Below are 16,559 nucleotides of genomic sequence, written 5' to 3' on the forward strand. Positions count from 1 at the left end.
ATGTCCGCACGCGTCCCGCACCCGCGCCCGCAGGCGCTGCCGTTGACCGCCGCCCAGACCGGCATCTGGGTGGACCAGCAGCGGGACCCGGCGAACCCGGCGTTCGTCACCGCCGAGCAGGTCGAGCTGCGCGGCCCGCTGGACGTGGCGGCGCTGCGCGGTGCCGCGACGACGGCCGCCGCCGAGGTGCCGTGGCTGGGCGCGCGGTTCGAGACCGTCGACGGCGGGCGGGTCGTGCAGCACCCCGGGGCCTGGCCGGCCGGGTGCGAGCTGGTCGACCTGACCGGGCACGACGACCCGGCCGCGGCCGCGGCCGGCTGGACCGGCGCCGACGTGCGCCGCCCGCTCGACCCGCACACCGAGCCGCTGCTGCGCCAGGCGCTGCTCGTGCTCGGACCGCAGCACCACATCTGGTACGTGCGCGCGCACCATCTGCTGCTCGACGCCTACGGCTACAACCTGCTCCGCCGCCGGGTCACCGAGCTGTACCGGGCGGCGGGCGATCCCGCGGGCACCCCGCCCGCCCCGCGGCACGGCGAGCTCGCCGCCGTCGTCGAGGCGGACGCCGCCGATCTCGCCGACCCGGGCCGGGCCGCCGCCGAGGCGTTCTGGACGTCCCGGCTGGACGGCGCCGTGCCGGCCACCCTCGCCGCCGCACCGGCGCCGAACCCGAACCCGGCCCGCGAGCTGTACCGGGCCGACGGCGAGCTGGACGCGGCCGCCACCGCGGCGCTGCGCGAGATCGCGACCGCCGCCGGGGCCGGCTCGGTGGAGATCGTCGCCGCCGCGGTGGCCGCGCTGGTGTGGCGCCGCACCGGCGCCGCCGACGTCGTCCTCGATCTCCCGGCGATGCAGCGGCTCGGGACCCCGGCGAGCCGGGTCCCGACGACCGCGGTCACCGTGCTGCCGCTGCGGGTCCGGACCGGGCCGTCGGCCACCCCGGCCGGGCTCGTCGCCCGGGTGCACGAGGAGCTGCGCGCGGCCGCGGCACACCGCCGCTACCGCGGCGAGGACCTGCGCCGGGCGGTGCGCGCCCGGGCCGGGCGGGAGCCGTCCCCGGCGCTGGTGGTGAATGTCAAGCCCGATCCCGGCCGGGTCCGGCTCGGCGACGCGACCGGCGAGGTGCACGAGATCGCCACCGGCCCGGTGCGCGACCTGATGGTCACCGCCCGGCTGGGCGCCGGGACCGCCGGGGGCGCGCCCCGGCTGGTGGTCCGGGTGGACGCCGACGCCGCCCGCTACACCGCCGAGGAGACCGCGCGGCACCGGGACGCGCTGCTCGCGCTGCTCACCGAGGCCGCCGCCGACCCGCACCGGCCGCTCGGGGAGCCGGACGCCGCGCTCCCTGGAACGGCCGTGCCGACCGGAGCGGCTGTGTCGACCGGATCGGGTGGACCGAGCGGGCCGGCCGGGCCCGTGGCGCCCGGTGTCCCGGCCGCCGAGCGGGAACGGCAGGTCGCGGCCCTGGTCGCCGAGCTGCTGGAGACCGATCCGGCGTCGGTCGACGCCGACACCGATCTGTTCGCCGCGGGCGGGCACTCGCTGCAGGTGCTCTGGCTGGTCGCGCGGCTGCGCGAGGGGCTGGACGCCGACGCGGACGCCCCGGGGCTGACCGTGCAGGCCGTGTTCGACCGGCCCACGGTCCGGGAGATCGCCGCCCTGCTGCCCGCCGGGCGGCCCGTCCGGTCCGCCGCGACCGGCCCGGCCCCGGCACCCCGCCCGGAGCGGCCGCCGCTGTCGCCGGCGCAGCGCCGGATCTGGTCGCTGCAGCGGATCGAGGCCGGCGCGAGCTACGCGGTGCCGCTGACCGTGCAGCTCAGCGGCCCGCTCGACACCGCGGCGCTGCGGACCGCGCTCGGCGACGTCGTCGCCCGGCACGAGGCACTGCGCACCCTGCTCCCCGACGACGGCGGCGAGCCGTGGCAGCGGGTGCTGCCGGCCGCCGACGTCACCGTCCCGGAGCTGCCGCTGCGCGCGGTCGCCGGGCCCGGCGCCGCCCGGGACGCCGTCCGCGAGCTGGCCGCCACCCCGTTCGACCTGGCCGCCGAGCTGCCGTGGCGGGCCGCGCTGCTGCGCACCGCACCCGGCGAGCACCTGCTGGCGCTGGTGCTGCACCACGTCGCCGTCGACGACCGGGCGCTCGCCGTGCTGGTCGACGATCTCGCCGTCGCCTACACCGCCCGGGCCGCCGGTGCGGCGCCGCAGCAGCCGCCCGCCCCCGGCTACGTCGACGCCGTCGCCGCCGCCGCGGCCCGCTTCGGGGACCCGGCCGATCCGGCCTCGCGCGCACACGCCGCGCTCGGGCACTGGCGCACCGTGCTCGACGGGGCGCCCGCCGAGACCACGCTGCCGGTCGACCTGCCCCGGCCGCCGGTGGAGAGCCACCGCGGCGCGGTCGTCCCGTTCGTCCTCGACGAGACGCTCACCGGCGCGGTGCAGCGGCTCGCCGCCGGTACCGGCAGCACCCCGTTCCTGGTGCTGCACGCCGCGGTCGCCGCGCTGCTGCACCGGATGGGCGCCGGTACCGACCTGCCGCTGGGGGTGCCCGTCATCGAGCGCGGCGCCGACGCCGCCGACGTGGTCGGGCTGTTCCTCAACACCGTCGTGGTGCGCACCGACGCGGGCGGCGACCCGTCGTTCCGGGAGCTCCTGGCCCGGGTCCGGGCCGCCGGTCTGGACGCGCTCGCCCATCAGGACGCCCCGTTCGACCAGGTGCTCGACGCCGTCGCCCCGGCCCGCTCGCTGGCCCGGCACCCGCTGTTCCAGGTGCTGGTCAGCCACCAGCACGAACCGGCGCACCGGCCGTCGTTCGCCGGGCTCAGCGCCCGCACCGCGATCGTCGGGACGCCGACCGCGAAGTTCGACCTGACCGTGCGCACCGTGCAGACCGGCGGCCGGATCGACGGCGAGCTGGAGTACGCCACCGACCTCTACTCGCCGGCCACCGTCGAGGCGTTCGCCCACCGGCTGCGCGGGCTGCTCGGCGCGGTCACCGCCGATCCCGGCCGTCGGCTGTCCGAGCTGCCGGTGCTCACCGACGCCGAACGCGCCGCGTACGACGGGGCCCGGGCCGCGACCGCGGTCCCGGCGCTGCCCGGGCTGCTGCCCGAGCGGTTCGCCGCCGCGGTCGCCGCCCATCCGGAGCTGCCCGCGCTGACCTGCGCCGGCGAGACCCTCGGCTACGCCGAGCTGGACGCCGCGGTGAACCGGCTCGCCCGGGCGCTGGCCGCCCGCGGCGCCGGGCCCGGCGCGCTGGTCGGGGTGCTGCTGCCGCGCGGCACCGATCTGGTGGTGGCGCTGCTCGCGGTGCTGCGCTGCGGCGCCGCGTACGTCCCGATGGACCCCGGCCACCCGGCCGAGCGGGTCCGCACGGTGCTCGCCGACGCCGCACCGGTGCTGCTGCTGACCACGACCGACGCCGATCCGGGCACCGGCACCGGCACGCTGCTGCTGGACGATCCGGCCGTCCGCGCCGAGCTCGCCGGGCTGCCCGCCGAGCCGCCGGCCGCCGTCGTCACCGATCCGGAGCAGCTGGCCTACGTGATCTTCACGTCCGGCTCGACCGGACGGCCGAAGGGCGTCGCGGTCCGGCACGGCGGGCTGCAGAACTTCCTCGACGACATGGCCCGCGACCTGGGTACCGGTCCGGGGCACCGCTGGCTGGGCGTGACGACGCCGGCGTTCGACATCGCCGCGCTGGAGCTCTACGGGCCGCTCGCGCACGGCGGCACCCTGGTGCTGGCCGATCCGGACGAGGCGGGCGACCCGGTGGCGCTGCGCGGACTGGTGACCCGGCACCGGATCGACCACGTGCAGGCCACCCCGTCGCTGTGGCGGGCGCTGCTCGACGGCGCCGGGGACACCTTCGCCGGGGTGACCGCGCTGGTCGGCGGTGAGGCGCTGCCCGCGGACCTGGCGGCCGCGCTGCACGCGTCGAGCGCCCGCGCCGTCAACCTGTACGGGCCCACCGAGACCACGATCTGGTCCAGCCGCTGGCCGGTGGACCCGGCCGTCGCGGGCCCGCCGCCGATCGGCGGCCCGCTGGCGAACACCACGCTGAGCGTGCTGGACCACCGGTTGCGGCCGGTCGCGACCGGGGTGACCGGGGACCTCCACATCGGCGGTGCCGGACTGGCCCGCGGCTACCACGCGGACCCGGTCCGGACCGCCGAGCGGTTCGTCCCCGCACCCGGCGGGGAGCGGATCTACCGCACCGGCGACCTGGCCCGCCGCCGGGCCGACGGGCTGCTGGACTTCCTCGGGCGCTCCGACGACCAGGTGAAGCTGCACGGCTTCCGGATCGAGCCCGGTGAGATCGAGGCCGCCCTGCTGGAGCAGGACGTCGCCGCGGCGGCCGTGGTGGTGCGCGAGATCGGCCCGGGGCGTCCGGCGCTGGTCGCCTACCTGGTGCCGCGCGGTGCGGCCCCGGATCCGGCCGGGGTGCGGGCGGCGCTCGCGGCCCGGCTGCCGGAGTACATGGTCCCGGCGCACGTCGTCGTGCTCGACGCGCTGCCGCTCACCCCGAACGGCAAGCTGGACCGGGCCGCGCTCCCGGCCCCGCAGCTCACCCGCGCGGCGCAGCGGCGGGAACCGTCCGGGCCGGTCGAGCGGCGGCTGGCCGAGCTGGTCGCCGCACTGCTCCCGGACGCCGACGGCATCGGCGCCGACGAGGGCTTCTTCGATCTCGGCGGCGACAGCATCGCCGCGATCACGCTCGCCGCGCGGGCCACCGCCGCCGGGATCCCGCTGACCCCGCGCGAGGTGTTCCTCAACCCGACGGTCGCCGGGCTGGCCCGGGTCGCCGCCACCGGGGACCCGTCCGCGACGCCGGCCGCACAGCCCGAACCGAAGCTGCCCGAAGCGGAGCTGCCGGAACCGACCGCGGCGGAGCGGGTCGAGCTGGCCGCCGCCGTACCGGGCCTGGAGGCGGTGCTGGCCTGCAGCCCGCTGCAGGAGGGCCTGCTGTTCGAGGCCGAGCGCACCGGGCGGGCCGGTGACCTGCACATCGTGCAGTGGTTCGTCGATCTCGATCCGGCACTCGCCGATCCGCAGCGGCTCACCGCCGCGACGGCCGCGGTCGCCGCGCGGCGCCCCGCGCTGCGGACCGCGTTCCGCCGGACCCGCTCCGGGCGGCCCTGGCAGCTGGTGCTGCGCGCGGCCGCCCCGGAGCTGGGCGTGCACCGCGGCGCCGATCCGGACGCCGTCGCCGACCGGGAGCGGGCCCGCTCGTTCGATCCGGCGACCGCGCCGCTGCTGCGGCTGGCGCTGGTCACCGGCCGCGACGCGCCGCCGCGCCTGATCGTCACGCACCACCATCTCGCGCTGGACGGCTGGTCGGTGCCGACCGTGCTGGGCGAGATCCTGCAGCGGGCCGGCACCGCCGGCCCGGCGGACCCCGGCCCGGCGCTCGACGGCACAGCGCTCGACGGCACAGCGCTCGACGACACCGCAGCGCACGCCGATCTGCTCGCCCGGCTGGCCCGCCGGGCCGGCCGCGACCATCCCGCGGCGGTCGCGGCCTGGGCCGCCGCACTGGACGGGCTCGACGAGCCGTCGCTGCTGGTCCCGCCCACCGCGCCGGGCACGCCCGCCGAGCCGGACCAGCTCGACGTCGAACTCGATCCGCAGCTGCAACGCCGGCTGCTCGCCACCGCGCGGGCCACCGGGGTCACCGTGAACACCGTCCTGCAGTGGGCGTGGGGGGTGCTCGTCGCCCGGCTCACCGGCCGGTCCGAGGCGGTGCTCGGCGCGACCTCGGCCGGGCGGCCCGCCGACGAGCCGGGCACCGCCGACGCGGTCGGGATGTTCGTCAACACGGTCGCGGTCCGGGTGCTGCTGCGGCGCGGCGAGACCGCCGCGCAGAGCCTGCGCCGGCTGCAGCGCGAGCAGGCGGAGCTGATCGACCACCAGCATCTCGGCCTCGCCGAGCTGCACCGGATCGCCGGCCTGCCCGCGCTGTTCGACACGTTCGCGGTGTTCGAGAGCTACCCGTTCGAGGGTCTGCGGGCCACCGGCGCCCGGGTCGTCGGTGGCCGGGACGCCTCGCCGTACCCGCTGGGCGTGGTCGCGCTGCCCGGCGACGGGCTGCACCTGCGGCTGCGCTACCGGCGCGGCCCGGTCACCCCGGACGGCGCCGCCGTCGTCGCCGCCCGGCTGCGGACCGTGCTGGCCGCGCTCGCCGACGACCCGGACACCCCGGTCGACCGGATCGGCGTCTGCCCGCCCGAGGAGACCGCGGCGCTGCTGCGCGCCGCCGACGGCCCGACCGCCGCCCCGGCGGCGACGCTGCCGCAGATCGTCGGCCGCTGGGCGGACCGCACCCCGGACGCGCCCGCCGTGCACGGCCCGGACGGCCGGCTCGGCTACCGGGAGCTGCTGGACGCCGCCGCCCGGCTCGGGCACGAGCTGACCACCCGCGGGGTGCGGCCCGAGCAGGTGGTCGCGCTGGCGCTGCCGCGCTCGGCCGAGCTGGTCGTCGCGATGCTCGCCGTGCACCACGCCGGCGCCGCCTACCTGCCGCTGGATCCCGGGCTGCCCGCGGCCCGGGTCGCCGCGACCGTCGCCGACATCGGCCCGGTGCTGCTGCTGGCCGCGGACGCGGTCCCGGCGGGCGTCCCCGGGACGCTGCCGGTGCTGCGCCCGTCGGACCCGGACACCGCCCGGCGGATCGCGGCGCACCCGGTCACCCCGGCCCGCCCGGTCGATCCGGCGGCCGCCGCCTACCTGATCACCACCTCCGGCTCGACCGGCACGCCGAAGAGCGTCGTCGTCGCGCACACCGGTCTGGTCGCGCTGTCCGGGACGATGAACGCCGCGCTCGGCACCGGTCCCGGGCACCGGGTCGCGCAGTTCGCCTCCGCCGGGTTCGACACCTCGGTGTGGGAGCTGGTGATGGCGCTCGGCGCCGGCGCCGAGGTCGTCGTCGTCCCGGACGCGCAGCGGCTCGGCAGCGCGCTGTCGGAGTTCCTGCACGCCGGACGGATCACCCACCTGACGCTGCCGCCGGCCGCGCTGGCCGACCTGCCGGTGCCGGACGGGGTGCCGCCGGGCGCGACGATCGTCGTCGCCGGCGAGGCCTGCCCGCCCGACCTGGCCCGGGCCTGGGCGGCCACCCACCGGGTGGTCAACTCCTACGGCCCCACCGAGACCACCGTCGACGCGACGATCTTCGACGTCGCCGAGGGCATCGAGCCGGACGCGCACGCGCTGCCGATCGGCCGCCCGGTGCACGGCACCGGCACGCACGTGCTCGATCCGGACCTGCGCCCGGTGCCCGACGGCGGCATCGGCGAGCTCTACGTCAGCGGCACCGGCCTGGCCCGCGGCTACCTCGGCCGGGCCGGGCTGACCGCCGCCCGGTTCGTCGCGCACCCGTGGGGCCCGCCCGGCGCGCGGCTCTACCGCACCGGCGACCTGGTGCGCCGCGGCCCCGGCGGGCTGCTCGTCTACGCCGGCCGCACCGACCACCAGGTCAAGATCCGCGGGTTCCGGGTGGAGCCCGGCGAGATCGAGGCCCGGCTCACCGAGCGCCCGGAGATCGACCGGGCGCTGGTCACGGCCCGGGACGCCGCGCTGGTCGCCTACGTCACCGGCCCCGGGCCGGTCGATCCGGCGCGGGTCCGCGCCGAGCTGGCCGAGACGCTGCCCGGGCACATGGTCCCGGCGTTCGTCGTGCCGCTGGAGGTGTTCCCGCGCACCCCGAACGGCAAGATCGACCGCGCGGCGCTGCCCGCGCCCGCACCGGCCGCCGGTGCCGCGGTGCGCGGCCCGCGGGACGCCGCCGAGCAGACCGTGCGCGACCTGTTCGCCGAGGTGCTCGGCCTGCCCGCCGACTCGGTCGGGATCGACGACGGGTTCTTCGACCTCGGCGGGCACTCGCTGCTCGCGACCCGGCTGGTGGCCCGGCTGCGCGCCGCGACCGGCGCCGCGATCGGCCTCGGCACCCTGTTCGACACCCCGACCGTCGCGGCGCTGGCGGCGCTGCTCCCGGCCGCCGGGGCCGCCGTCCCGGGCCGCGCCGCGGTGACCCGGACCCGCCCGGAGCGGATCCCGGCCTCGCCCGGGCAGCGCCGGATCTGGTTCCTGGACCGGATGCTCGGCGACGGCCGCTCCGCCGCGACCTCGTCGATGCCGCTGGCGCTGCGCCTGGACGGCGAGCCCGACCCGGCCGCGCTGCACGCCGCGCTCGGCGACCTCACCGACCGGCACGAGGCGCTGCGCACCCTGCTGGTCGACGACGGCGGCGGCGAACCCCGCCAGCACGTCCTGGCCGCCCCGGTGCCGGTCCCGCTGGAGTTCCGCGCACCCACCGCCGACGAGCTGCCCGCGGTGCTCGACGAGATCGCCGCGTACCGCTTCGACACCGCCACCGAGCTCCCGCTGCGGGCCTGGGTGCTGCTCACCGGCGAACCGGCCGGCGCGGAGTCGGTGCTGGTTCTGGTGCTGCACCACGCCGCAGGCGACGAGGGCTCGGTCGCCCCGCTGCTCGACGACCTGCACACCGCCTACACCGCGCGGCTGGCCGGCGCCGCCCCGGCGTTCGCGCCGCTGCCGGTGCAGTACGCCGACCACACGCTGCGGCTGGCCGAGGTGCTCGCCGACGACGACGGCCCGGCCGCCGCCGATCTGCGGTACTGGCGGGACCGCCTCGCCGGGGCACCCGCGGAGCTGGAGCTGCCCCGGGACCGTCCGCGGCCGGCGGTCGCCTCCTACGCCGGGATCGACGTCGAGTTCCGGATCGACCCCGGCCTGCACCGCGGCATCCGCCGGCTCGCCGGCGCGACCGGGACGACCGTGTTCATGGTGCTGCACGCCGCCGTCGCGACCGTGCTGCACCGGCTCGGCGCGGGCACCGACATCCCGCTCGGCGCCCCCGTCTCGGCCCGCCCGGACCTCGGCGGCGGCCCCGGGGAGCTCGACGACCTGGTCGGGCTGTTCCTCAACACCGTCGTGCTGCGCACCGACCTGTCCGGCGACCCGTCGTTCCGCACCCTGCTCGACCGGGTCCGGATCACCGACCCGGAGGCGTTCGACCACGCCCTGCTGCCGTTCGAGCGGCTGGTCGACGAGCTCGCCCCGGCCCGCTCCACGGCCCGGCACCCGCTGTTCCAGGTGATGGTGCTGCACCAGCGGCGCCGCTCCGCGACGCCGCCGCTCGGCGGGCACCCGACCACCGAGATCCCGGTCGGCACCGGCACCGCCCGGTTCGACCTGACCTTCGGCTTCCGGGAGCACGACGACGCCGACGGCCTGGACGGCGTCGTCAACGCCGCCGCCGACCTCTACGACCGGTCCGGCGCGCAGGCACTGGCCCGCCGGGTGCTGCGGGTGCTGGCCGCCGCGGTCGCCGACCCGGACGCGCCGGTGTCCGCCCACGACGTCCTCGACCCGGGCGAGCACGCCGCGCTGGCCGGGCTCACCGCCACCGCGGCCCGCCCGGAGCCGCGGCTGCTGCCGGAGCGGATCGCCGACCGCGCCGACCGGCACCCGGAGCGGATCGCCGTCCGGGCCGGTGACCGGGAGCTGGCCTACCGCGAGCTGTCCGCCGCCGCGGACCGGCTCGCCGCGGAGCTGGCCGCCCGCGGCGCCGGACCGGAGCGGGTGGTCGGGATCGCGCTGCCGCGCACCGCCGACCTGGTCGTCGCGGTGCTGGCGGTGCACCGCACCGGTGCCGGCTACCTGCCGCTGGACCCGGACTACCCGGTGGACCGGCTGCGGTTCATGATCGACGACGTGCACCCGGTGGTGGTGCTCGCCGACGCCGCCGCGGCGGATCGGCTCGCCGGGACCGGCGCACCGCTACTGGATCCCACGCTGCTGGATCCCACGCTGCTGGATCCCACGCTGCTGGATCCCACGCCGCTGGATCCCGGGATGGCGCCCGCCGCCCCGGCGGCACCCGTGCCGCCGGTGGCCCCGGACCCGGACGGCGTCGCCTACGTCATCCACACCTCCGGCTCGACCGGCCGTCCCAAGGGCGTGCTGGTCCCGCACGGCGCGCTGGCGAACTTCGCCGACGCCACCGCCGAGCTGGTCCCGCTCACCGCCGACGACGTCGTCGTCGCGGTGACCACGCTGTCGTTCGACATCGCGGTGCTGGAGATCCTGGTGCCGCTCTCGGTCGGCGCGACCGTGGTGCTCGCCGACGCCGCAACCGTGCGCGACCCGCGGCTGCTCGACGAGCTGGTGACCCGCTCCGGCGCGACCGTGCTGCAGGCGACGCCGTCGCTGTGGGCGGCGCTGCTCGCCGCCCGCACCCGCACGGTCCGCAACATGTACGGGCCGACCGAGACGACCGTCTGGTCGACCAGCGCCGTCGTGCGCCCGGGGGAGCCGGTCACCATCGGCTCGCCGCTGCGCAACACCGGTGCGTTCGTGCTCGACGCCCGGCTGCGGCCGGTCCCGCCGGGCGTCCCCGGCGAGCTGTACCTGGCCGGGGCCGGGGTGGTCCGCGGCTACCACGGCCGCCCCGCGCTGACCGCGCAGCGGTTCGTCGCCTGCCCGGCCGACGGGCGGGCGTTCGGCCGGATGTACCGCACCGGCGACCTGGTCCGGGTGCGCGCCGACGGGGCCCTGGAGTTCCTCGGCCGGGCCGACGACCAGGTGAAGGTCCGCGGCTTCCGGATCGAGCTCGGCGAGGTGGAGGCCGCGCTGGCCGCCGCCCCCGGGGTGGCCCGGGCCGTGGTGACGGTGCGCGGCGACGCGCTGATCGGGTACCTGCTGCCGGACACCGGTTCGCCGGACACCGGCCTGCCGGCCACCGGCGTGCCGGCCACCGGCCTGCCGGCCACCGGCCTGCTGGACACCGCACGGGTGCGGGAGTCCGCCGCGCGCACCCTGCCGTCGCACATGCTGCCGTCGGTCCTGGTGGTGCTGGGGTCGCTGCCGCTCACCCCGAACGGGAAGGTGGACCGGGCGGCACTGCCGGACCCGGTCGCCGCGGCCGCGCCGGCCCGGACCGCGCCGCGCACCCCGGTCGAGGAGACCCTGGTCGCGCTGGTCGCCGAGGTGCTCGGCCGCGATCCGGGCACGGTCGGCGTGCACGACGACTTCTTCGCGCTCGGCGGGCACTCGCTGCTCGCGACCCGGCTGGTGTCCCGGGTGCGCGCGGTGCTCGGCATCGAGCCCGCGCTGCGCACCGTGTTCGAGGCGCCGACCCCGGCCGGGCTGGCCGCCCGGCTCGGTGCGGGCGACGGCGAGGGCCGGCCGCGTCCGGCGCTGCGCCCGGCCCGGCGTCCGGACCCGATGCCGCTCTCGCCCGCCCAGCAGCGGCTGTGGTTCCTGTTCCGGCTGGAGGGCCCGTCGGCGGTGTGGAACGTCCCGCTGGCCGCCCGGCTGCGCGGGCCGCTGGACGTGACCGCGCTGGAGGCCGCGCTCGCCGACGTCGCCGCCCGGCACGAGGCGCTGCGCACGGTCCTGCCGGACACCGCGGGCGTGCCCCGCCAGGTCGTCCTCGATCCGGCGCCGGTGCCGCTCGACGTGCACGAGGTGCCCGCCGGTGCCGATCTCGACGGGCTGCTGCAGGCTGCCGTCGGCGCCCCGTTCGACCTGGCCGTGGACCGGCCGCTGCGGGCGGTGCTGCTGCGCCGCGCCGCCGACGACGCGGTGCTGGTGCTGGTGCTGCACCACGTCGCCGCCGACGAGTCGTCGGCCGTCCCGCTGCTCACCGATCTCGGCGCCGCCTACGCCGCGCGCTGCGCGGGCCGGCCGCCGCAGCTGCCGCCGCTGCCGGTGCAGTACGCCGACTACACGTGCTGGCAGCGGGAGCTGCTCGGCGAGCCGGGCGATCCCGGTTCGCTCGGCGACCGCCAGCTCGGCTGGTGGCGCGAGCGGCTGGCCGGTGCGCCGGAGGAGCTCGCGCTGCCCACCGACCGGCCGCGCCCGGAGATCGCGTCCGGCCGCGGCGGGTCGGTGACCTTCACCGTCGGCGAGCCGACCGCCCTGGCGCTGCGCCGGATCGCGGCCGGGCACGGCGCGTCGATGTTCATGCTGGTGCACGCCGCGTTCGTCGCGGTGCTGGCGCGCAGCGGCGCCGGGCGGGACGTGGTGCTGGGCACCCCGGTCGCCGGGCGGCCGGACGCCGCGCTGGACGAGCTCGTCGGGTTCTTCGTGAACTCGCTGGTGCTGCGCACCGACGCCGCGGGCGATCCGACGTTCGGCGCGCTGCTGGACCGGGTGCGCGAGGCCGACCTGGCCGCGTTCGGCCGGGCCGACGTGCCGTTCGAGCGGGTGGTGGAGGCGCTCGCCCCGCCGCGCCGCCCCGGCCGGCATCCGCTGTTCCAGGCGACGGTCACCTACCGCACCGCGACCGGGACCGATCTCGGGCTGCCCGGGCTGGTGACCGAGCCGGTGGAGCTGCCCGACCTGCACGCCAAGTTCGACCTGTCGCTGCTGGTCGGCGAGCCGGAGCGGGGCGGGCACCTGGAGGGGCTGCTGCGCTACGCCGCGGACCTCTACGACCGGGAGACCGTCGCGGTGCTCGTCGCCCGCCTGGAGCGGGTGCTGGCGGCGGTCGCCGCCGATCCGCGGGTGCGGCTGTCCCGGCTGGATCTCGGCGACCCGGCCGGCCGGCACGGGCCGGTCCACGAGGTGGACCGGGCCGACCTGGCGACCCTGGTCGGGCGCGGCCTGGCGGGCGATCCGGAGGCCGAGGCGGTCCGGGTCGCCGGCGGCGCCGTGCTCACCCGGGCGCAGCTGCGCGACCGGGTGGACGCGCTCGCCGCGCGGCTCGCCGCCCGCGGCGCCGGTCCGGAGACGGTCGTCGGCACCGGTTTCCCGCGCGGGGTGGACGCGGTCGTCGCGCTGCTCGCGGTCGCCGCGGCCGGTGCGGCGCACCTGCCGCTGGACCCGGCGCTGCCCGCCGCCCGGCTCGCGCACATGATTGACGACGTCCGGCCGGCGCTGCTGCTCACCGACCCCGCGGGCGCCGACGTGCTGCGCGCGGTGGCCGGCGACGCCGAGCTGCTGCTGCTCGACGACCCGGCCGTTCCCGCCGGTCCCGCACCGCAGGCCCGGCCGGATCCCGACCATCCCGCCTACCTGATCTTCACCTCCGGGTCGACCGGGCTCCCGAAGGCCGTCGTGGTGCCGCACGCCGGGCTGGCGTCGCTGGTCGGGACGGCCGCCGGCTGGGGGTTCGGGCCGGACTCGGTGGTGCTGACGACGTCGTCGCCGAGCTTCGACGTGTTCGTCTACATGGTGACCGCGACGCTGGCCCGCGGCGGCCGGCTGGTGTTGGCCCCGGCGGGGGTGCCGGACGCCGCCGAGCTGGCCCGGTACGCGGCCGAGCACGGCGCCACGCACGTCGTCGCACCCCCGGTGCTGATGGCGGAGGCCGCCCGGGCCGCGGGCGACGGCCCGGCGTTCCCGCCGGGCAGCACGCTGGTGGTCGGCGCCGACGCGCTGCCCGCGGCGCTGCTGCGCCGGCTCACCGCCACCCACCGGGTGGTCAACGCCTACGGCCCCACCGAGGCGACGGTGAACGCCACCAGCTGGTCGGCCGGCCCGGTCCCGGGCGGGATCGTGACCGGCCCGACCGCGCCGATCGGGCTGCCCGACCCGAACGTCACCGCACACGTCCTCGACGACGGCCTGGCCCCGGTGCCGTCCGGCGTCGCCGGCGAGCTGTACCTGGGCGGCGACGGCCTGGCCCGCGGCTACCACGGCCGGGCCGCGCTCACCGCGTCCCGGTTCGTCGCCGATCCGTGGTCGCCCGGGCGGCGGCTCTACCGCACCGGTGACCTGGTCCGCCGGTCCGCCGACGGCACCCTGCACTTCCTCGGCCGGACCGACGACCAGGTGAAGATCCGCGGCTTCCGGATCGAGCCGGGCGAGATCGAGATGGTCCTGACCGGGCACGAGCGGGTCCGCGCCGCGGCCGTGCTGGCCCGCCGCGACGGTCCGGCCGACGCCCCGGCCCGGCTGGTCGGCTACGTCGCCGCCGAGCCCGGCGGTCCCGCCCCGGCCCCGGCAGAGCTGCGCGAGTTCGCCGCGGCCCGGCTGCCCGAGCACATGGTGCCGGTGGCCGTCGTCGTGCTGGACGCGTTGCCGGTGAACGCCAACGGCAAGATCGACCACCGCGCGCTGCCCGCCCCGGACGCCGTCGCGACCACCGGCGGCACCGGGCCGCGCACCCCGGCCGAGGCCGCGCTGGCGGCCGTCGTCGCCGAGGTGCTCGGCCTGCCCGCGGTCGGCGTGGACGACGACTTCTTCGCGCTCGGCGGGGACTCGATCGTCTCCATCCGGCTGGTCGGCCGGGCCCGCGAGGAGGGCTTCGACCTGGCCCCGCGGGACGTGTTCACCGGGCGGACGGTCGCCGCGCTGGCCGCGCTCGCGGCCGGCCGGGCCGGTGCGGCCGCACCGGCCACCGGCGGCGCTGTTCCCGGCGCGACCGGGCGGACCGCACCGACCCCGGTGCTCGCCGCGTTCGCCGCGGCCGGTGGCGCGCAGGCCCGCCGCTACGCCCAGACCCGGACGGTCCGCACCCCGGCCGGGCTCACCGGACCGGAGCTGACGGCCGGGCTGGCCGCACTGCTGTCCACACACGACGTGCTGCGCGCCCGGCTGCTGCCCGACGGCGGCCTGGACGTCCCGGAGCTCGGCCCGGCACCTGACGGTCTGCTCACCCGGGTCGAATGGGACGGTGACCCGGCGCAGGTGCCGGTCGCCGCGGAGGCGGCGCTGCGCCGGCTCGACCCGGTCGCCGGGCCGGCCGTGCAGGCCGTCTGGTTCGACGCCGGCCCGGCCGCCCCGGGACGGCTGTTCCTGGCCGTGCACCACATCGCCGTCGACGCCGTGTCCTGGCCGATCCTGCTGGCCGGCCTGCGCCGCACGGTGACCACCGGCGAGCCGCCGGCCCGCACCGGCACCCCGTTCCGGGCGTGGGCGCACGGCCTGGCCGCCGCCGACGTCACCGCGGAGCTGCCGTACTGGCGCGCGGTGCTCGGCGACCCGGCCGACGCCCGGATCCCGGATCTCGACGTCCCGGCCGGCGCCACCGGCGACGGCGTGCGGGACCGCACCCTGCGGCTGCCCGCCGAGGTCACCGGGCCGCTGCTGGACGAGCTGCCCAGGCGCTACCGGGCCCGCACCGAGGACGTCCTGGTCACCGCGCTGGCGGTGGCACTGGCCCGGTTCCGGGCCCGCCGCGGCGGCGACCCGGACGCGCCGGTGCTGCTCGACCGGGAGGGTCACGGCCGCGACGAGGAACTGGTCCCCGGCACGTCGCTGTCCGGGACGGTCGGCTGGTTCACCGCGGTGCACCCGGTGCGGCTCACCCCCGCTGTCGCCCCGGCCGATCCGGACGCCGTCGTCGCGGGCGGCCCGGCCGCCGGCCACGCGCTGCTCGCGGTGAAGGAGGCGCTGCGCGCCGTCCCCGGCACCGGGACCGGGTTCGGCCTGCTCGCCGGGCGGCTCCCGGCGCACCGGCCGCCGGTGCTGCTGAACTGGCTCGGCCTGCTCGCCTCCGGTGCGCCGGACGGATCCGGTCCGGACGACTGGGGCGTCGACACGGATCTCCCGGCGGTCGCGGCGGACGCCGACCGGCCGGTCACCCACGCGCTGACCGTGGACGCCTACCGGGCGGCGGACGGGACCCTCGCGGCCCGGCTGTCCTGGCCGTCCGGCGTCCCGGAGGAGACCGTCGCGGAGCTGGCCGCCGACTGGGAGGCGGTGCTGCGCGGCCTGTCCGCGCACGCCGGGACGCCCGGTGCGGGCGGCGTGTCGCCGTCGGACTTCCCGCTGGTCGCGCCGACCGCGGACGATCTCGCGGCGCTGGTCGCCGAGGCCGGCGAACCGGCGGACCTGCTGCCGGTCACCCCGCTGCAGCGCGGGCTGCTGTTCCACTCCGGGTTCGACGACACCGCGGGCGTCGACGTCTACACCACCCAGACCGAGCTGGAGATCGACGGCCCGGTCGATCCGGAGCGGATGCGGGCGGCGCTGGGCGCCGTGCTCGACGCCCAGCCGCAGCTGCGCGCCGGGTTCCGGCTGCTCGGCGACGGCCGGCACGTCGCCGTGGTGCCGCCCGGGGTGGACGTTCCGCTGCGGGTCGTCGACCTGTCCGGCCGCGACCCGGGCCCCGCCGAGGCCGAGGCCGGGCGGCAGGTCGCGACCGACCGGCTGGACCGGTTCGACCCGGCCCGGCCGCCGCTGGTGCGGCTGCTGCTCGTCCGGTTCGCCGCGGACCGCTGGCGGCTGGCCGTGACCACCCACCACGTGCTGCTGGACGGATGGTCGGCGCCGCTGTTCATGCGGGCCGTGCTGGCCGCCTACGCCGGCGACCCGCTCCCGCCGGCCCGCCCGTTCCGGGACTTCCTGGCATGGCTGACCACCCGCGACGACGACGCCGCCCGCACCGCATGGGCGACGGCGCTGGCCGGGCCGGTCGAGCCCACCCTGGTCGCCCCGGACGCGCTGCGCGGCATCCCGTCCGGGCTGCCCGCCGAGATCGGCACGACACTGTCCACAGCGGACACCACCGCGCTGGCCGCGGCCGCACGGACCGCCGGGGTCACGCTGAACACGCTGGTCCAGGCGGCGTGGGCGCTGACCCTGGCGCG

General features: G+C 78.7%; 1 protein-coding gene (running past one end of the window). It reads left to right on the forward strand.

Translation table 11 applies throughout. The features are described from left to right. Positions 1-16,559: the 5' portion of an amino acid adenylation domain-containing protein gene (locus tag ABD160_RS31540; RefSeq protein ID WP_344029787.1), read on the forward strand. 3,895 nt of this gene lie beyond the right edge of the window; the window shows 16,559 of its 20,454 coding nt (coding positions 1-16,559); it begins with the start codon at positions 1-3; its stop codon lies off the right edge, out of view.

The sequence above is a fragment of the Pseudonocardia kongjuensis genome (genome assembly GCF_039526905.1).
GTDB lineage: Bacteria > Actinomycetota > Actinomycetes > Mycobacteriales > Pseudonocardiaceae > Pseudonocardia > Pseudonocardia kongjuensis.